The 22,251-nt window shown below is 73.9% G+C and carries 25 protein-coding genes; 21 read left to right on the forward strand and 4 right to left on the reverse strand.

The window, feature by feature from the left end; all coding sequences use genetic code 11:
• Window positions 1-94: 94 nt before the first annotated feature.
• The 10 genes from ACIRGB_RS00600 (at window position 95) to ACIRGB_RS00645 (ending at window position 7,729) form a co-directional block, all read left to right on the forward strand.
• Complete coding sequence (locus tag ACIRGB_RS00600; protein WP_030190098.1) at window positions 95-565, forward strand: cupin domain-containing protein; 471 nt, start codon at window positions 95-97, stop codon at window positions 563-565.
• On the forward strand, window positions 562-1,833 hold the full coding sequence (locus tag ACIRGB_RS00605; RefSeq protein ID WP_403856989.1) for a beta-ketoacyl-[acyl-carrier-protein] synthase family protein: 1,272 nt from the start codon (window positions 562-564) through the stop codon (window positions 1,831-1,833). Before ACIRGB_RS00600 ends, ACIRGB_RS00605 begins: the two co-directional genes overlap by 4 nt.
• On the forward strand, window positions 1,830-3,104 hold the full coding sequence (locus ACIRGB_RS00610) for a ketosynthase chain-length factor (protein ID WP_403856992.1): 1,275 nt from the start codon (window positions 1,830-1,832) through the stop codon (window positions 3,102-3,104). Before ACIRGB_RS00605 ends, ACIRGB_RS00610 begins: the two co-directional genes overlap by 4 nt.
• 113 nt (window positions 3,105-3,217) lie before the next feature.
• Window positions 3,218-3,487, forward strand: coding sequence for an acyl carrier protein (locus tag ACIRGB_RS00615; RefSeq protein ID WP_403856995.1), 270 nt, complete (start codon window positions 3,218-3,220; stop codon window positions 3,485-3,487).
• A 1-nt stretch (window position 3,488) separates the two neighbouring features.
• Complete coding sequence (locus ACIRGB_RS00620) at window positions 3,489-3,968, forward strand: SRPBCC family protein (protein ID WP_356360485.1); 480 nt, start codon at window positions 3,489-3,491, stop codon at window positions 3,966-3,968.
• 32 nt (window positions 3,969-4,000) lie between these two features.
• Window positions 4,001-4,336 carry a TcmI family type II polyketide cyclase gene (locus ACIRGB_RS00625; protein WP_350891227.1) on the forward strand — a complete coding sequence of 112 codons (336 nt, stop codon included), beginning with the start codon at window positions 4,001-4,003 and terminating at the stop codon, window positions 4,334-4,336.
• Window positions 4,337-4,607: 271 nt separating this feature from the next.
• On the forward strand, window positions 4,608-5,501 hold the full coding sequence (locus tag ACIRGB_RS00630) for a DUF3152 domain-containing protein (RefSeq protein WP_403856999.1): 894 nt from the start codon (window positions 4,608-4,610) through the stop codon (window positions 5,499-5,501).
• Window positions 5,502-5,573: 72 nt separating this feature from the next.
• Window positions 5,574-6,008 (forward strand): PPOX class F420-dependent oxidoreductase, encoded by a 435-nt coding sequence (locus ACIRGB_RS00635; protein WP_403857002.1) that lies wholly within the window; start codon window positions 5,574-5,576, stop codon window positions 6,006-6,008.
• A 150-nt stretch (window positions 6,009-6,158) separates the two neighbouring features.
• Window positions 6,159-6,905: a DUF4142 domain-containing protein gene (locus tag ACIRGB_RS00640; protein WP_403857005.1), complete on the forward strand. Its 747-nt coding sequence runs from the start codon at window positions 6,159-6,161 to the stop codon at window positions 6,903-6,905.
• A 203-nt stretch (window positions 6,906-7,108) separates the two neighbouring features.
• Window positions 7,109-7,729 (forward strand): hypothetical protein, encoded by a 621-nt coding sequence (locus ACIRGB_RS00645; protein WP_403857008.1) that lies wholly within the window; start codon window positions 7,109-7,111, stop codon window positions 7,727-7,729.
• A 58-nt stretch (window positions 7,730-7,787) separates the two neighbouring features.
• On the opposite strand, the gene ACIRGB_RS00650 is transcribed toward ACIRGB_RS00645, so the two are convergent.
• On the reverse strand, window positions 7,788-8,891 hold the full coding sequence (locus ACIRGB_RS00650) for a Ku protein (RefSeq protein ID WP_403857011.1): 1,104 nt from the start codon (window positions 8,889-8,891) through the stop codon (window positions 7,788-7,790).
• A gap of 65 nt (window positions 8,892-8,956) precedes the next feature.
• Between ACIRGB_RS00650 and ligD the strand changes: the two genes are divergently transcribed.
• Complete coding sequence (gene ligD, locus ACIRGB_RS00655; RefSeq protein ID WP_403857014.1) at window positions 8,957-9,838, forward strand: non-homologous end-joining DNA ligase; 882 nt, start codon at window positions 8,957-8,959, stop codon at window positions 9,836-9,838.
• An 8-nt stretch (window positions 9,839-9,846) separates the two neighbouring features.
• Here the strand turns inward: ligD and ACIRGB_RS00660 are convergent, their stop codons facing one another.
• Window positions 9,847-10,650: an NERD domain-containing protein gene (locus ACIRGB_RS00660; protein ID WP_403857017.1), complete on the reverse strand. Its 804-nt coding sequence runs from the start codon at window positions 10,648-10,650 to the stop codon at window positions 9,847-9,849.
• Between the two features lie 107 nt (window positions 10,651-10,757).
• Between ACIRGB_RS00660 and ACIRGB_RS00665 the strand changes: the two genes are divergently transcribed.
• The 6 genes from ACIRGB_RS00665 to ACIRGB_RS00690 all read left to right on the forward strand — a co-directional run bounded on the left by ACIRGB_RS00665 (window position 10,758) and on the right by ACIRGB_RS00690 (window position 16,830).
• Window positions 10,758-11,264: a dual specificity protein phosphatase family protein gene (locus ACIRGB_RS00665; RefSeq protein ID WP_403857020.1), complete on the forward strand. Its 507-nt coding sequence runs from the start codon at window positions 10,758-10,760 to the stop codon at window positions 11,262-11,264.
• Window positions 11,265-11,390: 126 nt separating this feature from the next.
• On the forward strand, window positions 11,391-12,167 hold the full coding sequence (locus tag ACIRGB_RS00670; protein ID WP_403857023.1) for a hypothetical protein: 777 nt from the start codon (window positions 11,391-11,393) through the stop codon (window positions 12,165-12,167).
• Window positions 12,164-13,408, forward strand: a complete 1,245-nt coding sequence (locus ACIRGB_RS00675; protein ID WP_403857026.1) for an ATP-binding protein — start codon at window positions 12,164-12,166, stop codon at window positions 13,406-13,408. Before ACIRGB_RS00670 ends, ACIRGB_RS00675 begins: the two co-directional genes overlap by 4 nt.
• Window positions 13,409-13,515: 107 nt before the next feature.
• The gene (locus tag ACIRGB_RS00680) at window positions 13,516-13,971 is read left to right on the forward strand and encodes an SH3 domain-containing protein (protein ID WP_403857029.1); all 456 of its coding nucleotides are present in this window, start codon (window positions 13,516-13,518) and stop codon (window positions 13,969-13,971) included.
• 43 nt (window positions 13,972-14,014) lie between these two features.
• Window positions 14,015-15,376, forward strand: coding sequence for an FtsW/RodA/SpoVE family cell cycle protein (locus ACIRGB_RS00685; RefSeq protein ID WP_403857032.1), 1,362 nt, complete (start codon window positions 14,015-14,017; stop codon window positions 15,374-15,376).
• Window positions 15,373-16,830 carry a penicillin-binding transpeptidase domain-containing protein gene (locus tag ACIRGB_RS00690; RefSeq protein ID WP_403857035.1) on the forward strand — a complete coding sequence of 486 codons (1,458 nt, stop codon included), beginning with the start codon at window positions 15,373-15,375 and terminating at the stop codon, window positions 16,828-16,830. Before ACIRGB_RS00685 ends, ACIRGB_RS00690 begins: the two co-directional genes overlap by 4 nt.
• 27 nt (window positions 16,831-16,857) lie before the next feature.
• Here the strand turns inward: ACIRGB_RS00690 and ACIRGB_RS00695 are convergent, their stop codons facing one another.
• Window positions 16,858-17,475: a Uma2 family endonuclease gene (locus ACIRGB_RS00695; RefSeq protein WP_403857038.1), complete on the reverse strand. Its 618-nt coding sequence runs from the start codon at window positions 17,473-17,475 to the stop codon at window positions 16,858-16,860.
• A gap of 235 nt (window positions 17,476-17,710) precedes the next feature.
• Between ACIRGB_RS00695 and ACIRGB_RS00700 the strand changes: the two genes are divergently transcribed.
• From ACIRGB_RS00700 to ACIRGB_RS00715, 4 genes are all read left to right on the forward strand, one after another.
• Window positions 17,711-18,649, forward strand: a complete 939-nt coding sequence (locus ACIRGB_RS00700; RefSeq protein ID WP_403857041.1) for a diiron oxygenase — start codon at window positions 17,711-17,713, stop codon at window positions 18,647-18,649.
• A gap of 62 nt (window positions 18,650-18,711) precedes the next feature.
• On the forward strand, window positions 18,712-19,365 hold the full coding sequence (locus ACIRGB_RS00705) for a TetR/AcrR family transcriptional regulator (protein ID WP_403857044.1): 654 nt from the start codon (window positions 18,712-18,714) through the stop codon (window positions 19,363-19,365).
• Window positions 19,366-19,414: 49 nt separating this feature from the next.
• Window positions 19,415-19,738 carry a hypothetical protein gene (locus tag ACIRGB_RS00710; RefSeq protein WP_403857047.1) on the forward strand — a complete coding sequence of 108 codons (324 nt, stop codon included), beginning with the start codon at window positions 19,415-19,417 and terminating at the stop codon, window positions 19,736-19,738.
• 103 nt (window positions 19,739-19,841) lie between these two features.
• Window positions 19,842-21,011 carry an NlpC/P60 family protein gene (locus ACIRGB_RS00715; RefSeq protein WP_403857050.1) on the forward strand — a complete coding sequence of 390 codons (1,170 nt, stop codon included), beginning with the start codon at window positions 19,842-19,844 and terminating at the stop codon, window positions 21,009-21,011.
• On the opposite strand, the gene ACIRGB_RS00720 is transcribed toward ACIRGB_RS00715, so the two are convergent.
• Complete coding sequence (locus ACIRGB_RS00720; RefSeq protein WP_403857053.1) at window positions 20,975-22,237, reverse strand: styrene monooxygenase/indole monooxygenase family protein; 1,263 nt, start codon at window positions 22,235-22,237, stop codon at window positions 20,975-20,977. The genes ACIRGB_RS00715 and ACIRGB_RS00720 overlap by 37 nt on opposite strands.
• Window positions 22,238-22,251: the final 14 nt, after the last annotated feature.

Raw genomic sequence — 22,251 nt, forward strand, 5'->3', positions numbered from 1 at the left:
CCGCTGCACCCCGCTCCCCCGCTTCACCGCGTTTCCCCGCTTCTCCCGCTCTCCCGCTTCTCCCCCTTCCTCCCGTCACCCCGGAGTGAACGACATGACAGACCAGCAGGTACGCATCGTCTCCCTCGGCGACATCGCCCCGAACCGCCGCCGCGGCGGAGACCTCCGCGCCCTTCTCACGCCCACCACCGCCGGGTCGACCAGCGGCTTCATGGGCGTGGCCATCGTGCAGCCCGGCGACCGCATCGCCGAGCACTACCACCCGTACTCCGAGGAGTTCGTGTACGTCACGGAGGGCGCCCTCGAAGTGGACCTGGACGGGGTGCCGCACTCGCTCGCCACCGGCCAGGGGCTGCTGATCCCGCAGGACATGCGCCACCGCTTCCGCAACGCGGGAGACGTCGAGGCGCGGCTGGTGTTCCACTTGGGGCCGCTGGCCCCGCGCCCGGAGCTGGGCCACGTCGACACCGAGGACGCCGAGGGCAACGCGCTCCCGTGCGACGGGGCACACGCGGGTCACGCCGGGCACGAGCGGCCGGCCGCGGCGGCCGAGGTGGTGTCATGACCCGGCGCCGGGTCGCCGTCACGGGCATAGGCGTCGTCGCCCCGGGCGGGATCGGCGTGCCCCAGTTCTGGGGGCTGCTGTCCGGAGGCCGTACGGCGACGCGCCGGATCTCCCTGTTCGACCCGGCCGGGCTGCGCTCGCAGATCGCCGCCGAGTGCGACTTCGAGCCCGCCGACCACGGGCTCGGCCTCGCCACCGCCCAGCGCTGCGACCGCTACGTGCAGTTCGCGCTGGTGGCCGCCTCGGAGGCGGTCCGGGACGCGAACCTCGACATGAACCGCGAGGACCCGTGGCGGGCCGGTGCCACCCTCGGCACGGCGGTCGGCGGCACCACCCGGCTGGAGCACGACTACGTCCTGGTCAGCGAGCGCGGCACACGCTGGGACGTCGACGACCGGCGGGCCGAACCGCACCTGGAGCGCGCCTTCACCCCCGCCACCCTCTCCTCCGCGGTGGCCGAGGAGTTCGGGGTGCGCGGGCCGGTGCAGACGGTCTCCACCGGGTGCACCTCCGGTCTCGACGCCGTCGGGTACGCCTACCACGCGGTCGCCGAGGGGCGGGTCGACGTGTGCCTGGCGGGCGCGGCGGACTCGCCGATATCGCCGATCACCATGGCCTGCTTCGACGCCATCAAGGCGACCTCGCCGAACAACGACGACCCGGCGCACGCCTCGCGGCCCTTCGACGCCGACCGCAACGGCTTCGTCATGGGCGAGGGCGCGGCGGTGCTGGTCCTGGAGGACCTGGAGCACGCCCGGGCCCGGGGCGCGCACGTGTACTGCGAGATCTCCGGCTACGCCACCTTCGGCAACGCGTACCACATGACCGGGCTCACCAAGGAGGGCCTGGAGATGGCGCGGGCCATCGACACGGCGCTCGACATGGCCCGCATCGACGGCTCCGCGATCGACTACGTCAACGCGCACGGCTCCGGCACCCAGCAGAACGACCGGCACGAGACCGCGGCCGTCAAGCGCTCACTGGGCGAGCACGCCTACCAGACGCCGATGAGCTCCATCAAGTCCATGGTGGGCCACTCCCTCGGCGCCATCGGCTCGATCGAACTGGCCGCGTGCGTGCTGGCGATGGCCCACCAGGTGGTGCCGCCCACGGCCAACTACACCACCCCCGACCCCGAGTGCGACCTGGACTACGTGCCGCGCGAGGCACGCGAGCGGACGCTGCGGCACGTGCTGTCGGTGGGCAGCGGCTTCGGCGGCTTCCAGTCCGCGGTCGTACTGAGCGGCAGTGAAGGAGGGCTGCGATGAGCGGACCACAGCGGACCGGCACCGGCGGTCGGACCCGGCGCGCGGTCGTCACCGGACTCGGCGTGGTGTCGCCGCACGGCACCGGTGTCGAGGCGCACTGGAAGGCGGTCGCCGACGGCGCCAGCAGCCTCGGGCCCGTCACCCGGGAGGGCTGCGCCGACCTGCCGCTGCGGGTCGCGGGCGAGGTGCACGGCTTCGAGGCGGCCGAGACGGTCGAGGACCGCTTCCTCGTCCAGACCGACCGGTTCACGCACTTCGCGCTGGCCGCCACCCAGCACGCGCTGGCCGACGCCCGGTTCGGCCGGGCCGACGTCGCCTCGCCGTACTCGGTCGGCGTGGTCACCGCGGCGGGGTCGGGCGGCGGCGAGTTCGGGCAGCGGGAGTTGCAGAACCTGTGGGGCCAGGGCTCGCGCCACGTCGGCCCCTACCAGTCGATCGCCTGGTTCTACGCGGCCAGCACCGGCCAGGTCTCCATACGCAACGACTTCAAGGGCCCCTGCGGGGTCGTGGCCGCCGACGAGGCGGGCGGCCTGGACGCCCTGGCGCACGCGGCGCTGGCCGTGCGCAACGGCACCGACACCGTGGTCTGCGGTGCGACGGAGGCGCCGCTGGCCCCGTACTCGATCGTCTGCCAGCTGGGCTATCCCGAGCTGAGCCGGGCCACCGAACCCGACCGCGCCTACCGTCCGTTCACCGACGCGGCCTGCGGGTTCTCGCCGGCCGAGGGCGGTGCCGTGCTCGTCGTGGAGGAGGAGGCGGCGGCCCGGGAGCGCGGGGCGGACGTGCGGGCGACGGTGGCCGGGCACGCGGCGACCTTCACCGGGCCCGGCCGCTGGGCCGAGTCCCGGGAGGGCCTGGCCCGCGCGATCGGGGGCGCCCTGGCCGAGGCGGGCTGCCGGCCCGAGGACGTCGACGTGGTCTTCGCGGACGCCCTCGGGGTCCCGGAAGCCGACCGGGCCGAGGCGCTGGCCCTGGCCGACGCGCTGGGCCCGCACGCCGCGCGGGTGCCGGTCACCGCGCCCAAGACCGGGACCGGGCGGGCGTACTGCGCGGCGCCGGTCCTGGACGTGGCGACGGCGGTGCTCGCGATGGAGCACGGGCTGATTCCGCCGACCCCGCACGTCCTCGACGTGTGCCACGACCTGGACCTGGTGACCGGGCGGGCCCGCCCCGCCGAGCCGCGCACCGCCCTGATCCTCGCGCGCGGACTCATGGGGTCCAACTCGGCGCTCGTCCTGCGCCGGGGCGCCGTCCCGGCCACGGACCGCTGACCGCCGACCGCTGACCGCTGACCGCTGACCGAGGGCCGCCGACCGACGACCTACGACCGACGGCCACGGGGGACACCCCGTGGCCGACCAACCCGAGTCAAGGAGCACACCCCATGACCGACCAGCTGGACTACCAGGTGACCATCGAGGAGCTGTCGGAGCTGATGAAGCGCACCGCCGGCGTGCACGTCGACCCGATCACCCTCCGGCAGCAGGCCGACGACGGTTTCGACACCTTCGGCCTGGACTCCCTCGGCCTGCTCGGCATCGTGGCCGAGCTGGAGAAGCGGTACGGCCTCGGCCTGCCCGAGCAGGCCGAGCGCTGCAAGACGCCCGCGGATTTCCTCGCGCTGGTCAACGGCGCCCTGAAGACGGGAGTGTGACATGGCAGGGCACACCGACAACGAGATCACCATCGCCGCCCCGATGGAGCTGGTCTGGGACATGACCAACGACATCGAGAACTGGCCCCGGCTGTTCAGCGAGTACGCCTCCGTCGAGGTGCTCGACCGCGACGAGGACCGCGTCACGTTCCGGCTCACCATGCACCCGGACGCCGACGGCAAGGTGTGGAGCTGGGTCTCCGAGCGGGTCGCGGACCCCGTCACCCGCACGGTCCGCGCCCAGCGGGTGGAGACCGGCCCCTTCCAGTACATGAACATCGTCTGGGAGTACGCGGAGACCGCCGAGGGCGTCGTGATGCGCTGGACGCAGGACTTCGCGATGAAGCCGGACGCGCCCGTGGACGACGCCTGGATGACGGACAACATCAACCGCAACTCCCGTACGCAGATGGCGCTGATCCGGGACCGGATCGAGCAGGCGGCGGGCGAGCGGCGGACCGCCTCGGTGCTCGCCGACTGACACCCACGGACCTCGGCGAAGGGCAGCACCCCATGCACCACACACTGATCGTCGCCCGGATGGCACCCGGCGCGGCACCGGACATCGCGAAGGTGTTCGCGGAGTCCGACAGCGGCGAACTGCCGCACCTGGTGGGCGTCAACCGGCGCAGCCTCTTCGAGTTCGGTGACGGCGTGTACCTGCACCTCATCGAGAGCGACGAGGACCCGGCCCCCACCATCGGCAGGCTGACCGGGCATCCGGAGTTCCGCCGGGTCAGCGAGCGGCTCGAGCCGTACGTCTCGGCGTACGACCCGGCGACCTGGCGCGGTCCGAAGGACGCGATGGCGCGCTGCTTCTACCGCTGGGAGCGGACCTCGGCCGGCTGACGGCACGCCGTCCGCGAAGAGCCCGCATGCGTCGGGGCCGCCCGGTACTTACCGGGCGGCCCCGACGCGCACGTTCCGGGTGAAGACGTACCGGGGCATCGATCGGTTGCCCGCACGGGTCGGTTGTCCGCGTGAGAAGGGACACGGGGGAAACCGTGATGCTTTCGCACGTCCGTCCGCTTGGATCTTGGGGGCGCAACAGCACACCGGAGGCCGTGCACACCGGAGTCCGCCGTGCGCGCCCCGACGACCAGCAGAGAGGACGCCCGCCGTGGGCCGAACCACCGCCCGCCGGTCCGGCCGGAGAACCGGCCCGGACGGTGCCGGGGGCAGATCCCTTCCCCTCAGACGCAGACGCCGCGGACCCGCCCGCGCGCTCCTGGTCTTCGCCGCCCTCGGGGCCGTCCTGCTCACCGCGGGGGCCGCCGTCGCGTACTGGCGGGAGACCCGGCCGCCGGTGACGGACGACCAGGTGGCCGACGTCGAGGGCGCCCTGGACGCCTCCACCCGTACGGCGTCCCCCGCCCACTCCGCCGCGGCGTCACCGTCCCCGAAGTCCTCCCCGTCGCCCCCGGCCTCGCCCGGCACCATCGCCGTCCCGGCGACCGGGCCCGGCACCTTCGTCACCGCCCGGGCCGACGGCGCGACCGTGGGCACCGGCAGCCGGGTACGCCGCTACAAGGTCCTGGTCGAGGAGGGCATCGACATCCGGCCGAGTGCCGCCGCCGCCGAGATTTCCGACGTGCTGGCCGACCGCCGCGGCTGGACCCGGGAGGGCACCGACTCCTTTCGGCTGGTCAGCAGCGGTTCGTACGACTTCGTGGTGAAGATCGCCACGCCGGGCACCGTCGACCGGATCTGCGGCGCCGCGGGCCTGCGCACCCGGGGCGAGGTCAATTGCAGCGTCGGCACGGACGTCGTGGTGAACCTCAAGCGCTGGGTGCTGGGTTCCCCGGAGTTCGACGGCCCGATCCACGCGTACCGGGCGCTGATCGTCAACCACGAGGTGGGGCACCGCATCGGCCGCGGCCACGAGACCTGCCCGGGGGCCGGCCGGCCCGCTCCGGCGATGATGCAGCAGATCAAGGGCCTCAAGGGGTGTGTGGCCAACGCCTGGCCCTACGACGAGGACGGCGCCTACCTGGGCGGCCCCCCGGTGCCCTGAGCACGCCCGGCGCGGGGCGTTCGGCGGACGGTTCGCGGGACAGGACGCGGGGCGAGGGGTGAGGATCGGACCATGACCACCACATCTGGCTTCGACCCCCGCGCCCTGCTGGCCGAGAGCCGGCTCGGCGTACTGGCGACGATCAAGTCGGACGGCCGCCCGCAGCTCTCGCCCGTCATGCCCGCCTACGACGCCGACGCGGACGTCATCCGGGTGTCCACCCGCGAGGGCCTCGCCAAGACGGCGAACCTGCGCCGGGACCCGCGGGCCGCGCTGGAGGTGACCGCCCCGGACGGCAGGTCCTGGGCCACCGCCGAGGGCGTCGTCACCCTCACCGGGCCGGGCACCGACCCGCACGGACCGGAGGTCGAGGCGCTGGTGGAGTACTACCGCGCCGCGGCCGGGGAGCACCCGGACTGGGACGAGTACCGGTCGACGATGGTCTCCGACCGCCGGGTGCTGCTCACCCTCACGGTCGAGCGGGTGTACGGCGCCGACATCGGCTGAGGCGGAGCGCGCGGGAGCGGACCCTCGCGCTCCGCAAGTTGTGTGCCGGAGCGGTGAAGGATCCGCCCGCCGTTCCCGTATCTCCTGGCGTACCCGTACGAGCACGCGCGAGCACGCGTGCGCGTGCCCCGCGTCGCCCCTGGAGGCACCATGCGCCTGTCCCGCAGCAGGATCGGAGTCGTCGTCCTGTTCGGTGCGATGACCCTGACCCTCACCGCGCTGGCCTTCCCGGCCGTGCTCGGTCTGGACAAGGCCGACGGCAACCAGAACCGGGTGGTGGCGAGCACGAAGTTCGGTCCGCTGACCGAGGCCGACCGCGACTTCGTGGTCAAGGTCCGCGCCGCCGGGCTGTGGGAGTACCCGCTGGGCGAGATGGTGATGCGGCGCGGTACGACGCAGGCGATGAAGACGGCCGGCGAGCACCTGGTCGTCGGGCACGCCGGACTCGACGCGATGTGCCGCGAGATCTCGCCGGAGCTGGGCATCACGCTGCCCAACCGGGCCTCGCCGCAGCAGGAGGGCTTCGTGGCCACCGTGGACGCGAAGACCGGCGGGGAGTTCGACTCGTCGGCGGTCAACATCATGCGGGTGACCCACGGTCAGATCTTCCCGGCGATCGCCAAGATCCGGGCCTCCACCAAGAACACCCTCGTGCGGCAGCTGGCGGACCTGGCCAACGACACCGTGCTCGACCACATCACGGTGCTGGAGAAGACCGGGCTGGTCGCGTACGACCAGGTCACCTTCCAGCAGACCGGCCCGGCGAAGCTGCCGAGGGAGAAGGTCACCCCGCCCCCGCCGCAGCCGGGCGAGCGGGTGCTGGTGCTCAAGCCGCGCCCCGACCTGAACGTGAACACCGCCTCCCCGACGCCCACTCCGTCCCCGGCGGCCCCCTGAGCGCCGGGGCGCGGGCACGATCACGACCGCGTCACGACCGGGGGTCGCGGGGAACGGGGCGCCGGTCGCGCACGTTCTCAGGGGGTGGCGGCCGACGGAGTCCGCCGGGCCATGACCATCCGGCGCCGGACCCGGTGGTGGGCGGGCCGACCCTTCCTCCCGCCCGCGTCCGTCCGGGGCCGACGACGAGAAGAGCGGGGACCATGACCGCTTCCGGGCCGGGCAGCGGCGACACACCGGGTGAGCCGGACGGTGCGCCGGACGTGCCCGAGTACGTCTGGCGGCTGTTCCTGGAGGACGACGAGCGCGCCATCCGCGCCTCCGCCCCCAGGGAACCCTCCGCCCGCGACCGGACCCGCGGCCGGCGACCGGAGGCACCCCCCGCCGGTCACCCCGGTCACCCCGGTCACCCCGGTGACTCCCCTCGCCCCGATCGCTCCGGCCGCGCACGCGGCACGGTCGGCGAGGCGTGGCGCCGGGAGGAGACCTGGGCCGGGCCGGCCTGGCGCGAGCTGGACGGCCGGGCCCGGCTGCGGCGGACGGGGCGCGTGGTCGGTACGGCCGCCGCGGTCGCCCTCGCCCTGACCGCGTGGTCGCAGCTGTCCACCGGTCCGGCCACCCCGGGCCGGGGACCGGCCGAGACCATCGGGCAGCGCCTGGAGGAGAGCCCCGCGCTGCCCACACCGGCCTCGCTCGCGCCGGTCTCCGCCTCGCCGACGCGGTCCGCCGCGGGGAGCCCCGCCGTCTTCGAGCCCGCGCCGTCCGCGATACCCCGGGCGTCTGCGATACCCCGGGCGTCCGCGTCGCACTGGGCGGTCCACTGACCGGCCGCGCGTCCCTGGCGCACGCCCGCCCGACCGGGGTGGGCGCCCGCGCCGCCCGTCAGGCGCTGCGCCTGCGGGACGCCGTCTTCTTGGCGGTGTTCTTGGCGGTGCTCTTGGCCGCGGCCTTGTCGCCGCTCCTGGTGGTGCCCTTCGCCGTGGTCTTCTTGGCGGCGCTCTTGGCCGCCGTCTTCTTCGCGGACCCGGCGGACGGCCTCGCCGTCGACTTCTTCGGCTCCGCCTTCTTGGCCGCCGTCTTCTTCGCCGCCGTGGACGTCGACTTCTTGCCGCCGGTCTCCTTGGGGGCCCGCCGGGCGGAGGTCTTGCGCTGCGGCAGGGATCTGACCTCCGCGTGCTCGGCCTCTCCGCCCACCCCGGTCTCCTCGCCGTCCCGGGACTCCCGCGCCGCCCGCACGCTGCTCTCCAGTGCGGCCATCAGGTCCAGCACCTTCCCCGGCGGCGCCTCCGCGGGAGCCTCCGGGGGCCGCTCACCGGCGGCCTTGGCGGCGATGACCTCCTCGACGGCCTCCTGGTACTCGTCGTGCAGGTCGTCCAGGTCGATCTCGCCGAGGGTGTCCATGAGGGCGTCCGCGAGGTCCAGTTCCTGCTCGCGCACGGTGACACCGCCCTCCGGGGCGACGCCCTCGGGGGCGCGCACCTCGTCCGGCCACAGCAGGCCGTGCATCGCGATGGCGTCGCCGACGACCCGGAGCATGCCGAGGCGCTCCCGGCCGCGCAGCGCGAACTTGGCGATCGCGACCCGGTTGCTGCGCTTGAGCGCCTCGCGCAGCAGGGTGTACGGCTTGGCGGCCGGGGCGCCGCTCGCCGCGAGGTAGTAGGCCGAGCCCATCTGGAGCGGGTCGATGCGGTCCTCGGGCACGAAGGCCACGATCTCGATCGTGCGGGCGGTCGGGATCGGCAGCTGGGACAGGTCCTCGTCGGTGATCGGGATCATCGAGCCGTCGGCGTCCTCGTAGGCCTTGCCGATCTCGGCCTGGGTGACCTCGCGGTCCTCCAGTTCGCACACCTTGCGGTAGCGGATCCGGCCGCCGTCCTCGGTGTGGATCTGGCGGAAGGAGACCGAGTGGCTCTCGGTCGCGTTCACCAGCTTGATCGGGATGCTGACCAGACCGAAGGAGATGGCGCCGTTCCAGATGGATCGCACGTGCAGCACCGTTCCTTTCGGGCGCTTTCAAGTGTTTTGCCCCTGTTCTATGAGAGTCTCATGGTATGGCGCCGATGACGGAAGTGGAGGGGCGGCGGGTGGCCCTCAGCAACCTGGACAAGGTGCTGTATCCCGCGGCGGGCTTCACCAAGGGCGAGCTGCTGCACTACTACGCGACGACCGCCCGGGTGCTGCTGCCGCACCTGCGGGACCGCGCGGTCTCCTTCCTGCGGTATCCGGACGGTCCGGACGGCCAGGTGTTCTTCACCAAGAACGTGCCGCCGGGTACCCCCGACTGGGTCACCACGGCCGAGGTGCCCCGCTCGGAGGGCCCGGCCCGGATGGTGCTGGTGCAGGACCTGCCGAGCCTGATGTGGGCGGCGAACCTGGTGACCGAGTTCCACACCCACCAGTGGACCGCGGACGACCCGGGCGAGGCCGACCGGCTGGTGTTCGACCTGGACCCGGGGCCGCCCGCGACGGTGGTGCAGTGCTGCGAGGTCGCGCTGTGGCTGCGGGAGCGGCTGGCGGCGGACGGGATCGAGGCGTACGCCAAGACCTCCGGGGCCAAGGGGCTGCATCTGCTGGCGGGGGTGCGGGGGTCGTCCTCGGAGCGGGTGTCGGACTACGCGAAGGCGCTCGCGGTGGAGGCGGAGCGGGCGCTGCCGCGGCTGGTGGTGCACCGGATGACGCGCAGCCTGCGGCCGGGGAAGGTGTTCGTGGACTGGAGCCAGAACGCCGCGCGCAAGACCACGGCCGCCCCGTACACGGTGCGCGCCCGCGAGGTGCCCGCGGTCTCCACGCCGGTGACGTGGGACGAGGTCGCCGGGTGCGGACGGGCGGAGCAGTTCGTCTTCCTGCCGCCGGACGTCGGGCCCCGGGTGCGGGACCACGGCGACCTGCTGGCGCCGCTGTTCGAGCGGCGCCGGGCGGCGACACTGCCCTGAGCCGGCCCTCAGAGGCGCTTCCAGGTGGCCCGGTCCCGGGCCATGGCGTGCAGGGCCTCCACGTCCGCCGGTTTCAGCACCCCGCCCGTGCGGCCCACCTCCGGCAGCTCCCGGTCGGTGAGGACGCGCACCGAGCGGGGCGGGGCGGTGACGGACACATGCGCCGGCCCGACGAGGACGAGGACGGGGCGGACCTGGGCGGTCAGGGCGTGGGAGGCCCGGTCGGCGTCCGCGCGGACCCGGCGCAGCAGGGGGCGGGGCGCGCGGCGGCCCAGCGCCACCAGCGGGTCGGCGATCCGCACCCGCTGCCGGCGGGCGGGCAGCACGTGGAGGGCGAAGAGCCCGCCGGGCCCGATCAGCAGGTGGTGGAGGCGGTCGCCGCCGGGCAGCGGCAGGGAGTGCAGGGTGTTCCAGCCGGCGCCGTCGAGACGGTCGAGGGCCGTCCCCGTCGCCTGCTCGGCGGCCAGCTCCCGGCGACGCGGGTCGGGGCGCAGCCGGTGCGCGGGTGCGGGCGCGCGCTCCAGGGCGATCAGCAGGGCCTCGCCGGGCCGGTTGGGGGCGAGGTCGTCGTCCGGGTGGAGGGTGAGCCGGGCCAGCTCGGCGGGGGTCGGCACCGGGGGCGGGCCGACCGTGACCGGGCCGGTGACGAAGGGGCCGAGGGCCTGGAGGACCTCGTCCCTGCGGTCCTCGCTCAGCAGGTGGACGCGGGCCGTCTCCCGGTCGTACCAGGCGACGTTCCCGCCGTCCGGGAGATAGATGTAGAGCCGTTCCCGGCCGTGGCGCCGGGTCGGCACGACGCGCAGTCCGTCCATGCCATCACCACCCCCGTCCATGGGACCAGGAGGGGTGCTGCCGGGGCAAGAACCCGGCTACCTTGGGGAGGAGTTGGGCAGGCCCTGGGCGGGACTGGGAGGCGCCGGTGCGTACCCGTGGGAGAGGCCCCGACGTGCCGGCCCCGGACCGGCCGTGGGACGAGATCGTGCCGGGGCTGTGGATGGGCGGGCACGAGTTCCGGCGGCCGGCCGGGCGGCTGGAGTTCGCCGTGGTGCGGGACGAGTTCGACCTCGTGCAGACGCTGCTGCGGCTGCCCGGGCACGGGCCGGACGACGGGGTCGAGCACCATGTCTGGCCGATCCCGGACGGCCCCCTGGACGGCACGCAGCTGGCCGGGGTGATCCGGCTGGCCCAGGCCGCGGGTGAGGCGCTGGACGGGGGCCGGAAGGTCCTCGTCCGCTGCTATCACGGGTACAACCGCTCCGGTCTCGTGGTGGCGCACACGCTGATGCGCCGGGGCAGCGGCGCCGAGGAGGCGATCCGGCTGATCCGGGCCCGGCGCTCGCCGTGGGCGCTGCACAACGACCTGTTCGTGGCCTACCTCCGGGCCGGTCTGGCCACCGTACGGCTGCTGGAGGACCTGGCCGAGTAGCCCGGTGGGCCCGTGCGCACGCAAAATGGCCTTCCGTACGACGCCGCGTACGGTGCCGCGGCACCCGCGGTGCCGCCCGCGGCCGTGCGGGACCGCCGACGCCGATCACCGAACCCCAGGAGTGCAGTGCTCCCGAGCCGCCGCGGGCACCCCGCCCGCGTCCCCGCCGCCCTCGCGCTGCTCCTGGCCACCGCGGCGAGCGGCGCGCTGGCGGCCTGCGGGGACACCGGCGGGCTCGAGGACGCCGGGGCGACGTCCGCCGCGCGCGATCCGGCCCGGCTCTGGCCCGGCCTGACCCCGGCGTCCAGTCCGGCGTACGACATCGGCGAGGTGGAGCACGCGCCGGTGAAGGGCGTCGCCGTGCCCGGTGGGGACATCCGCAGGGCGGACCCGGTGGCCGCGGTGCGGGCCGAGATCGCCGCCCGTCCGGACGACTACGCGGGCGCCAAGGCGCCGTACCACGAGACGTCCGTGCGGATGGCGGACTGCGGTACGGACGGCGCCGGGGCGGGCGGCTGCCCGGTGCTGCGGCCGTACTACCGGGACCTGACCGGTGACGGGCGGCCCGAGATGACGCTGGGTTTCCGGCTGCTGCCGGACAAGCTGACGGCGGTGCGCGTGTACACGGTCGAGAAGGACCGGCTCGTGCGGGTCATGTCCTACGAGGACGCCGTGAGCGCGGTCGAGCTGGCCGGGCGGACGGTGATCGTCCGTTCGCCCTCGGAGGTCGCCGGGTACGAGTACCGCCTCCAGTGGACCTGGGACGCGGACCAGCGGGCCATGCTGCTGACCAGCGACGAGATGCTGCGCACCGACGGCGGCGGGCGGCACGCGAAGCGCCCGTCCGCCGCGCCGTCCACCTCACCGGCGCCCTCCGCGTCGTCCTCGGCGAGCGCCCGGTGAGGCTCGCGCTCCCCCGGTGGGCCGGACCGCTCGCGGTGCGGGCGGCCGTCTTCATCACCGTGATGTGCTGCGGGCTCGCCGCGCTGCTCGGCGCCCTGGTGCACGTCTCGGTGACCAACCGGACCGTGGGCGAGGCGCGGGACGTGGCCCTGTCCCGGCTGCGGGAGGCGACGGAGTCCTACGAGGCGGGGGACCCGCTGCGGCGCGGGGCCGGCGTCGATCCGCCGGGGCTGCCGGAGCGGCTGCGTGAGCTGGCGGTGTCGGGCCGGCGCGGCACAATGGTCGCCGAGCACGCGGGGCGCCCCACGATGTGGGCGGCGGGCCCCGCCGACGGCGGCCGGGCACTGGCGGTGCGGGTCGACCACTCCCGGGGCCGGGCCAGCATCGACAGCCTGGACGGCACGCTCGTGTGGGCGTCGGCGCTGGCGATCGGGGCGACGCTGCTGGTCGGCGCGTTCGCGGTGACGCGGGTGACGCGGCGGCTGCACGCCACGGCGCGGGTGGCGCGGCGGATCAGCGCCGGTGACCTCGACGCGCGGGTCGGCGATCCGCGCGCGCAGGACCCGACGCGCCCGCAGGACGAGGTGGCCTCGGTCGCCGCCGCGCTGGACTCCATGGCGTCGTCGCTCCAGGGCAAGCTGCTCGCCGAGCAGCGCTTCACCGCGGACGTGGCGCACGAGCTGCGCACCCCGCTCACCGGCCTGCACGCGGCGGCCGAGCTGCTGCCGCCGAGCCGCCCGACCGAGCTGGTGCGGGACCGGGTCGCGGCCCTGCGCACCCTCACCGAGGACCTGCTGGAGATCTCCCGGCTGGAGAGCGGGCGGGAGCAGCCCGCCACGGAGCCGGAGGAGCTGGGCGCGCTGGCCCGGCGGGTGGTGCGGGGCTCGGGCACCGGCACCCGCGTGGACGTCGTACGGGACGCGTGGGTGGAGACCGACCGGCGGCGCCTGGAGCGGGTGCTGGGCAACCTGGTGGCGAACGCGCACCGGCACGGGCGGGCGCCGGTGGTGCTGACCGTGGACGGTGCGGTGATCACCGTGCGGGACCACGGGGACGGCTATCCGGAGTACCTCCTGGCGCACGGGCCGCAGCGTTTTCGCACCGAGGGCGGGACGAAGGGGCACGGCCTGGGGCTGACGATCGCACTGGGGCAGGCCGAGGTGCTCGGGGCGCGGCTGGAGTTCACCAACCCGCCGGACGGCGGGGCGCTGGCGCGGCTGACGCTGCCTCAGCAGCCCTGAGCACGGCACCTTCCCCGATGGCCCAGTGCGGCGGGCGGGGGGCCCCGGGCGCTCCTAATGTGGCGGTTAGTCAGCTGAAGACCCGTTCGCTCCCGGGAGGTACTCCCATGTCGCCACTGTCCGCACCGGCCTCGCCCGCATCCCTGGTCCGCGGCCTCGCCACCGCCCTCGCGGCCGGCGCGCTCGCCACCGCCGTCGCCGTCACCCCCGCCGTCGCGGACGACGGGCGCGGCGGTGACACCGGCGCCACGTCCGCCGTCACCGACGGCGGGAACCGCGACGGGAACGGCGGCGACGCGCGGGGCGGCGGCGACGGCCGCCAGGAGCAGGGCCGCTACCGGGGCGTCGTGACCGCCCAGCGGCTCGCCCTGCGCACCTCGCCGACCCGCGGCGCGGACGTCATCCGGTACGCCCACCGGGGCGAGGTCGTCTCCATCTACTGCAAGACGCCCGGCGACCGGGTGAACGGCAACCCCCTGTGGTACCTCCTCACGGACGGCACCTGGGCCTGGGGCGCGGCCCGCTACATCGACAACATCGGCCCGGCGCCGCGCTGGTGCTGAGCCGCACGCCGCGCACATCCCATCATGTGGGTAAGTTCCGGACATGACCAAGGCCGGAACCGGAACCGGGATCACCGTGGCACAGGCGGACACCCCCGCTCCCGTCGCCCGGCTCCCCCGGCGCCGGGGCATCGAACTCGCGCTCATCGTGCTGGCCGTCCTGCTGTCGGTCTTCGGCTACTGCAACGTCGGTCTCGCCCAGCGGGGCGCCCTGCCGCCCGGCGCCGCCGGTTACGGCGCCGGGCTCGGTGTGCTCGCCGTCCTCGCCCACCTGGCGGTGCGGCTGCGCGCCCCGTACGCCGATCCGCTGCTGCTGCCCATCGGGGTGCTGCTCAACGGCCTCGGGCTGGTGCTGATCTACCGGCTCGACCTGGAGACGCCGGGCGACCGGGCGGCCCCGGCCCAGCTGGTGTGGTCGACGCTGGGGGTCGCGCTGTTCATCGTGGTCGTCCTGCTCCTGCGCGACCACCGGGTCCTGCAACGCTATGCGTACGTGTGCGTCGCCGCGGCGCTCGCCCTGCTCACCGTGCCGATCTTCTTCCCGGCGGTGAACGGCGCCCGGATCTGGATCCGGATCGAGGACTTCTCCATCCAGCCCGGCGAGTTCGCGAAGGTGCTGCTCGCGGTGTTCTTCGCCGCCTACCTGGCCGCCAACCGCAGCGCGCTGGCGTACGCGGGCCGGCGGGTGTGGCGGCTGCAACTGCCCACCGGCCGGGTCCTCGGCCCGATCCTCGCGGTGTGGCTGGTCAGCGTCGGCGTGCTGGTCCTGGAGCGGGACCTCGGCACCTCGCTGCTGTTCTTCGGCCTGTTCGTGGTCCTGCTGTACGTCGCCACCGGCCGCACCGGCTGGATCGCCGTCGGGCTGCTGCTGGCCTCGCTGGGCGCGGTGGCCGTGGGCTGGCTGGAGCCGCATGTGCACGGCAGGGTGGAGGACTGGCTGCACCCCTTCGCGTCCATCGAGGCGGGGCAGGGCCCGAACCAGCTGGCCCAGTCCCTCTTCGCCTTCGCGGCGGGCGGGGTGACGGGCACCGGTCTCGGCCTCGGCCACTCGGTCCTGATCGGCTTCGCCGTCAAGTCGGACTTCATCCTGGCGACGGCCGGGGAGGAGCTGGGCTTCCTCGGCCTGACCGCCGTCTTCCTGCTGTACGGGCTGCTGGTGGAGCGGGGCTACCGGGCGGGCCTGGCCGCCCGCGACCCGTTCGGCCGGCTGCTCGCGGTGGGCCTCTCCTCGATCGTGGCGCTCCAGGTGTTCGTCATCGCGGGCGGGGTGACCGGACTGATCCCGCTGACCGGCATGGCGATGCCGTTCCTGGCGCAGGGCGGGTCCTCGGTCGTCACCAACTGGGCGATCGTGGCGCTGCTGATCCGGGTCAGCCACGCGGCCCGGCGCGGGACGCCGTCGTGACCCGCAACATCCGGCACGCGGCCGTCTTCTGCGCCCTGCTGCTGGTCGCCCTGGTGGTCAACGCGGCCCGCGTGCAGATCGTCCAGAAGCCGGAGTACGACGGCAACCCGGCCAACCGCCGCCCCGACATCGCCCGCTACCAGCAGCCGCGCGGCGACATCCTGGTCGGCGGCGAGGCGGTCACCGGCTCCCGGGACACCGGCGAGCACCTGCGCTTCGAGCGGACCTACGCGAACGGGCCGATGTACGCGCCGATCACCGGCTTCGCCTCGCAGGCGTACGGGACGACGCTGCTGGAACACGCCGAGGACGGCCTGCTGTCCGGCGCCGACCCGATGCTCGCGCCGCTGCCGCTGTGGAACGACGTCACGGGCGCGCACAACCCGGGCGGCGACGTGGTGACGACGATCGACGGGGCCGCGCAGCGGGCGGCGTTCGAGGGGCTCGGCGGGCGCAAGGGGGCGGTGGCCGCGGTCGAGCCGGCCACCGGCCGCATCCTGGCCCTGGTCTCCACCCCCTCCTACGACCCCCAGCTGCTGTCCGGCAACAGCGCGGCCGCCACCCGCACCTGGCACCGGCTGAACGACGACCCGGACCGGCCGATGCTCAACAGGGCGGTGAGCCGGACCTATCCGCCGGGTTCGACGTTCAAGGTGGTCACCGCGGCGGCGGCGCTGGACGCGGGCGTGGTCCGCGACCTGGACGCGCCGACCCGCTCCCCCGACCCGTACACCCTGCCCGGGACGCGGACGAAGCTGACCAACGAGGCCGAGGGGTGCCGCGACGCCTCGCTGCGGGAGGCGTTCGAGTGGTCCTGCAACACGGTGTTCGCCAAGCTCGGCGTGGACGTGGGCGTGTCCGGCATGACCGCGACGGCGGACGCCTTCGGCTTCAACGACGACGGGCTGCGGATTCCCTTCCCCGTCGCCCAGAGCACCTTCGACACCTCGGTGGACCGGGCGCAGCTCGGCCTGTCGTCGATCGGCCAGTACAACACGCGGGCGACGCCGCTCCAGATGGCGATGGTGGCGGCGGCGGTGGCGGGCGGCGGCCGGGTGCGCTCGCCCTACCTGGTGGAACGGACGCTGCGGGCGGGCGGCGGCCTGGTGGCGGCGGCCGGGTCGCGTCCCTCCCGGGAGGTGATGCGCCCCTCGACGGCGGCGCTGCTCAAGGAGCTGATGACCGGGGTGGTGGACCAGGGCACCGGCGCGAAGGCGGCGGTCCCGGGCGCCACGGTCGGCGGCAAGACCGGCACGGCCCAGCACGGGGTCGGCAACTCGGGCACGCCGTACGCCTGGTTCATCTCCTGGGCGCGGGGCGACGGGGACGTGGAGCCGAAGGTCGCGGTCGCGGTGGTGGTCGAGGGCTCGGCGGCGGATCACGGGAGTGTCAGCGGGGGCGGGCTGGCGGCACCGATCGCGCGGGGGGTGATGGAGGCGGTGCTCGGGGGGTGAGCCGGTACCACCCCCCGGCCGCTGAGGTCAGGAAGGGGGCAGAACCGGCGGTCGGCGGTTGATGGCGGTGAGATCGATGGTGAGAGGGAACGGAACGCTGAGTTTCATCCGGTCGTGATGGATGCCGGTAACGCTGTAGGCACCTGTGGCAGGGTCGAGTTCGTAGGTATAGACGACGGGCAGTCCGTCGTTCTCCTCCACCCTCCAGTAGTACGGAATGCCCGCGGCCGCGTACTTCTGCGGCTTCACTTCCCGGTCCCGTTCCAGGGAGTCCTCGGACACCACTTCGACGGCAAGGACGACGGAATCCGAGTGGTGCCAGGTCTGCCGTGGTCCGGTGTCGGCATCCGCCCGGTACACCAACACGTCCGGTTCCGGGCGATTGCGCCGGTCGAGCCTGACACTGAACTCTCGGTCGACGTCGTAGGCGTCCGGCGCCTGGCTGAGCAGCGCGTACTCCAACAGCCGGATGGTGCGCAGGTGAAATCGGGTCTGCGGACTCACGAAGACGAGGCTCCCGTCGATCAGCTCCGTGTGCGGAGGCAGGTTGGGAAGCTCGTCGAGGTCGTCCGCCGTCCAGCCGCCCTCCGGCGGACGGGGCCACTGGTAGTCGTCGTCCAGCCCGTAGTCGCGTGCGGCGCTCATGATCGCTCCCATGTGCCGGAGTCTGACGGACATGGCCAGCGTACCCAGCGCGAACGCCGACGGAGCGCTCCACCGAGTGGTCCCGCGCCGAGGCGTTGACGACGCGCCACCTTTACTCGCGGTCAACAACTTCCGCCCAGGGGATTGACGAGCTTGCTGACACGCAGTCTCATAAGACGAACAAGCTGGAGTGACCGCGGGTAACACGATCTGTTCGACGAGGTGGGACACAGCCATGACGACGCTGACGGAAGCCGACGCGCTCGAGGGCCTGCGCGACGCGCTCGGCCTGCTCAAGGACCGGGAGCAGGTGGCCGAACGGCTGCTCGACTCGTCCGCCAAGCACTCCTTCGACCCCGACAAGGAGCTGGACTGGGACGCGCCGTTCGAGGACGGCAAGTGGTTCTGGCCGCCGGAGCTGGTGTCGCTGTACGACACGCCGATGTGGGACCGGATGAGCGAGGAGCAGCGCATCGCGCTCTCCCAGCACGAGGCCGCCGCGCTCGCCTCGCTCGGCATCTGGTTCGAGCTGATCCTGATGCAGCTCCTGGTCCGGCACATCTACGACAAGGCGGCGACGAGCGCCCACGTGCGCTACGCGCTCACCGAGATCGAGGACGAGTGCCGGCACTCGAAGATGTTCGCCCGGCTGATATCCCGCGGCGAGACCCCGTGGTACCCGGTGAGCCCGGTCCACCAGCACCTGGGGCGCCTGTTCAAGACGATCTCCACCACGCCCGGCTCCTTCACCGCCACGCTGCTCGGCGAGGAGGTCCTGGACTGGATGCAGCGGCTGACCTTCCCGGACGAGCGGGTCCAGCCGCTGATCCGGGGCGTCACGCGCATCCACGTCGTGGAGGAGGCCCGGCACGTGCGGTACGCCCGTGAGGAGCTGCGCCGGCAGATGGTGACGGCCCCGAAGTGGTCGCAGGAGTTCACCCGGGTCACCTCCGGCGAGTTCGCCCGCGTCTTCTCCAAGGCCTTCATCAACCCCGAGGTGTACACGAACGTCGGCCTGGACAAGCGGGAGGCCCTGGCCCAGGTCCAGGCCAGCGGCCACCGCAGGGAGATCATGCAGACCGGCGCGAAGCGCCTCACCGACTTCCTGGACGACATCGGCGTACTGCGCGGGGCCGGCCGGAGGCTGTGGCGGTCGTCGGGACTGCTGGCGTAGTCCGGCCGGTCCGGTCCGCCGACGTGGGTGGGCCCCGGTTCGTGCGGGTTACGCTGCGGTTCATGACCCCGCAGGCCCCCACCCCCGCCTACCGCCGACTCAGCGTCGAGGAGCGCCGCGTCCAGTTGCTGGAGGCGGCGCTCGCCCTCTTCGCGCACCGGCCGCCGGAGGAGGTCTCGCTGGACGACGTGGCCGAGCAGGCCGGGGTCTCGCGGCCGCTGGTCTACCGCTACTTCCCCGGCGGCAAGCAGCAGCTGTACGAGGCCGCGCTCAGGTCCGCCGCCGACGAGCTGCGGCTGTGCTTCGACGAACCCCGCGAGGGCCCGCTGCTGGCCCGGCTCTCCCGTGCCCTGGACCGCTACCTGGCCTTCGTCGACCAGCACGACACCGGCTTCAGCGCCCTGCTGCGCGGCGGCAGCGTGGTCGAGACCTCGCAGACCTCGGGCATCGTGGACGGGGTGCGCCGGGCCGCCGCCGACCACATCATGCGCCACCTGGACGTCGCCGAGCCCGGCCCCCGGCTGCGGATGACCGTCCGGATGTGGATCACGGCGGTGGAGGCGGCCTCGCTGATCTGGCTGGACGAGGACAAGCAACCGCCCGTGGACGAGCTGCGGGACTGGCTGGTGGAGCAGTTCCTCGCGGTGCTGACGGTCACCGCCCGCCGCGACCCGCAGACCGCGACGCTGGTCGAGGCGCTGGCGGCGGACCTCTGAGCGCGCTCCGGCCGCCGGCACCGGTGCGCCGATCACCGACACTGGTGCCGTGAAGAGCGAAGACACCCCCTTCGAGGGCGGCCCCATGGACGGACGCGTGCTGCCCGTCCTGGTCGGCATGACCGGGCACCCGCCGAAGACGTACCGCATCCCCGTCCCGGACCCGGACGGCGGCCCGCCCACCGTGCTGGTGTACCGGCGCGTGCCCCGCCACGCGCGGGGCGGAATGGGGTTCGCCCGGTGGAAGTACGCGTACGACCCCTCGGGCAAGCGGGGTACCGGGCGGAAGTGGCCGTGGTCGAAACCGGACCGTCCGGCGGCCGCCGATCCAGACGCCACGCCGCGCGGCAAGCCGGACGACGCGCACGGGTGACCCCCTTGCGCCGATCCGCGCACACTCGGCGCGCGCGGCCCGCCGTCCCGCCACATGCTCACGTTGCGGAGCGGACCCGCCGCCCCGCAGCGGAGGTGATGGCGTGTCAGGAAGGCTTCTGCGGCTGGTGTGCACCGCGGTGGTGGCGACCGGGATCGTCCTCGCGCCCGGGCCCGCCGCGGCCGAACCCGCCCCCGGACCGGCCGAGGGCGCGGCCGGCGACCGCACCGTGGCAGGACTGCTGACGGATCTTCAGCGGCTGTACCGCGAGGCGGAGAAGGCCACCGAGACCTACAACGGCACCGAGGAGCGGCTGAAGAAGCAGCGCGCGCGGGTGCTGCGGCTGAACGCCGAGCTGACCCGGACCCGGCTGTCGCTGCGGGACAGCCGCGGCGCGGCCGGACGGCTGGCCCGGCAGCAGTACCAGAGCAGCAGCAACCTCTCCCCCTACCTGCGGCTGCTGCTGGCCCGCGACCCGCAGCACGCCCTCGACCAGGGGCATGTGATCGGCCGGCTGTCCAAGGAGCGGGCCGAGACGGTGGGGCGGCTCACCGGCGACACGAAGAAGGCCGACGAGCTGGCCGGGCGGGCCCGTGCGGCCCTGGACGCGCAGGTGGCCCTCGCCGCGCGCCAGGAGAAGGAGCGGGACGCCGTGCGCGAGCGCCTGCGCGCCGTCGAGGAAATGCTCGCCTCCCTCACCCCCGAGCAACTGGCCGCCCTGGCGGAGCTGGAGAAGAGCGGGGCCGACGAGGAGCAGGAGCGGTTCCTGGCGTCCGGCTCGCTGGGCGACGACGCCAAGCCGTCCGCCGAGGGCGACCGGGCGGTGCGCTTCGCGGTGGAGCAGCTCGGCAAGCCGTACGAGTGGGGCGCCGAGGGCCCGGCGTCGTACGACTGCTCCGGACTGACCTCGGTGGCCTGGGAGCGGGCCGGGACGCCGATCCCGCGGACCAGCCAGGAGCAGTGGGCGCGCCTCGACCACGTGCCGCTGGACGAGCTGCGCCCCGGCGACCTGGTGGTGTACTTCCCCGAGGCCACCCACGTGGCGATGTACCTCGGCGACGGCAGGGTGGTCCAGGCGCCCCGCCCCGGCGCCGACGTCAAGGTGTCGCCGATCGCCGCCAACCCGGTCCTGGGCGCCGTACGCCCCGACCCCGGCGGGGAGCCGGTACGGAGCTACACCCCGCCGAGGCTCCCGGCGGGGGCTGCGGACGGGTCGGACCAGGGGTACGCGGACGCCTACGCGCCGGCCGCGCCCGAGACCTCCATCAGGTAGCCCTCGGTCTTCGCCGGGTCGTAGAAGAAGTTCTCGAAGTCGGCCGGGTCGTTGAAGCCGTTGGCGAAGCGGTCGGCGACCGGCTGGAGCTGGCCGGCGGCGCCGATCAGGTTGAGGACGTGCTCCGGCGGCGGGGCGAGCATGGCGTTGGTCCACTTGGTGACGTGCTGGGCCGTCTGCCAGTAGCGGTCGAAGGTCTGCTGCATCCAGGTCTCGTCGAACTCCTTGTCGCCGTGCTCCAGGATCGAGGCGAGGTAGGTGGCGGCGCACTTGGAGGCGGAGTTGGAGCCCTGGCCGGTGATCGGGTCGTTGGCGACGACCACGTCGGCCACGCCGAGGACCAGTCCGCCGCCGGGGAGGCGGCCGATCGGATTGCGGACGGTCGGGGCGTAGCGGCCGGCCAGGGTGCCGCCGGCGTCGGTCAGTTCGACCTTGGTGGCCCGCGCGTACTCCCAGGGCAGGAACTTCTCCATGAGTTCCAGGGTCAGGGAGAGGTGCTCCGAGGGGTCCTTGACGTCCTTGAAGACGTCGAGCGGGCCGCCGGGTATGCCCTCCCAGAAGAGGATGTCGGCGCGGCCCGAGGTGGTGAACGTCGGCATGACGAACAGCTCGCCGACGCCCGGCACCAGGTTGCAGCGCACGGCCTCCGTCTCCGGGTGCTCGGGGCGCGGGCCCATCCCGTGGACGTAGGCGACGGCGAGGGCGCGCTGCGGCTCGCTGTACGGGGAGCGGGAGGCGTCGCGGCCGAACATCTGGACCAGCTCGCCCTTGCCCGCGGAGACCAGCACGAGGTCGTAGGCGCGGGAGAAGTAGTCCAGGTCGCCGACGGCCGCGCCGTGGATGACCAGCTGGCCGCCGCGCTGCGCGAAGGTCTCCATCCAGCCCGCCATCTTCACCCGCTGGTCGACCGACTGCGCGTAGCCGTCCAGGTGCCCCAGCCAGTCGATCGCGCGCTGCGAGGGGCCCGGGTCGAAGGAGCCGGGGGCCGCCACCGAGACGCCGAGCCCCTCGATCTTCGGGGCCTGGGACTCCCAGAAGTTCAGCTGGAGATCGCGCTCGTGCTGGAGTGCCGTGTGGAACATGCACTGCGTCGACATGACCCGGCCGGTGCGGATCTCGTCCGCGGTCCGGTTGGACATCAGGGTGACCTCGTAGCCGTGCGACTGAAGGCCGAGGGCGAGCTGGAGACCGGACTGGCCGGCTCCGACGACGAGTATCTTCCGCATGCGGTTTTCCGTCT

Origin of the sequence: Streptomyces sp. NPDC102490 (assembly GCF_044765285.1) — a bacterium.
Lineage (GTDB): Bacteria > Actinomycetota > Actinomycetes > Streptomycetales > Streptomycetaceae > Streptomyces.

Excerpts from the sequence above, each read along its gene's own strand:
- ACIRGB_RS00635 (WP_403857002.1), top strand. The coding sequence starts at position 5,574 with ATGACCACCACATCTGGCTTCGACCCCCGCGCCCTGCTGGCCGAGAGC.
- ACIRGB_RS00705 (WP_403857044.1), top strand. The coding sequence starts at position 18,712 with ATGACCCCGCAGGCCCCCACCCCCGCCTACCGCCGACTCAGCGTCGAG.
- ACIRGB_RS00600 (WP_030190098.1), top strand. The coding sequence starts at position 95 with ATGACAGACCAGCAGGTACGCATCGTCTCCCTCGGCGACATCGCCCCG.
- ACIRGB_RS00610 (WP_403856992.1), top strand. The coding sequence starts at position 1,830 with ATGAGCGGACCACAGCGGACCGGCACCGGCGGTCGGACCCGGCGCGCG.
- ACIRGB_RS00695 (WP_403857038.1), bottom strand. The coding sequence starts at position 17,475 with ATGAGCGCCGCACGCGACTACGGGCTGGACGACGACTACCAGTGGCCC.
- ACIRGB_RS00660 (WP_403857017.1), bottom strand. The coding sequence starts at position 10,650 with ATGGACGGACTGCGCGTCGTGCCGACCCGGCGCCACGGCCGGGAACGG.
- ACIRGB_RS00645 (WP_403857008.1), top strand. The coding sequence starts at position 7,109 with ATGACCGCTTCCGGGCCGGGCAGCGGCGACACACCGGGTGAGCCGGAC.
- ACIRGB_RS00625 (WP_350891227.1), top strand. The coding sequence starts at position 4,001 with ATGCACCACACACTGATCGTCGCCCGGATGGCACCCGGCGCGGCACCG.
- ACIRGB_RS00720 (WP_403857053.1), bottom strand. The coding sequence starts at position 22,237 with ATGCGGAAGATACTCGTCGTCGGAGCCGGCCAGTCCGGTCTCCAGCTC.
- ACIRGB_RS00700 (WP_403857041.1), top strand. The coding sequence starts at position 17,711 with ATGACGACGCTGACGGAAGCCGACGCGCTCGAGGGCCTGCGCGACGCG.
- ACIRGB_RS00685 (WP_403857032.1), top strand. The coding sequence starts at position 14,015 with ATGACCAAGGCCGGAACCGGAACCGGGATCACCGTGGCACAGGCGGAC.
- ACIRGB_RS00640 (WP_403857005.1), top strand. The coding sequence starts at position 6,159 with ATGCGCCTGTCCCGCAGCAGGATCGGAGTCGTCGTCCTGTTCGGTGCG.
- ACIRGB_RS00680 (WP_403857029.1), top strand. The coding sequence starts at position 13,516 with ATGTCGCCACTGTCCGCACCGGCCTCGCCCGCATCCCTGGTCCGCGGC.
- ligD (WP_403857014.1), top strand. The coding sequence starts at position 8,957 with ATGGCGCCGATGACGGAAGTGGAGGGGCGGCGGGTGGCCCTCAGCAAC.
- ACIRGB_RS00605 (WP_403856989.1), top strand. The coding sequence starts at position 562 with ATGACCCGGCGCCGGGTCGCCGTCACGGGCATAGGCGTCGTCGCCCCG.
- ACIRGB_RS00620 (WP_356360485.1), top strand. The coding sequence starts at position 3,489 with ATGGCAGGGCACACCGACAACGAGATCACCATCGCCGCCCCGATGGAG.
- ACIRGB_RS00615 (WP_403856995.1), top strand. The coding sequence starts at position 3,218 with ATGACCGACCAGCTGGACTACCAGGTGACCATCGAGGAGCTGTCGGAG.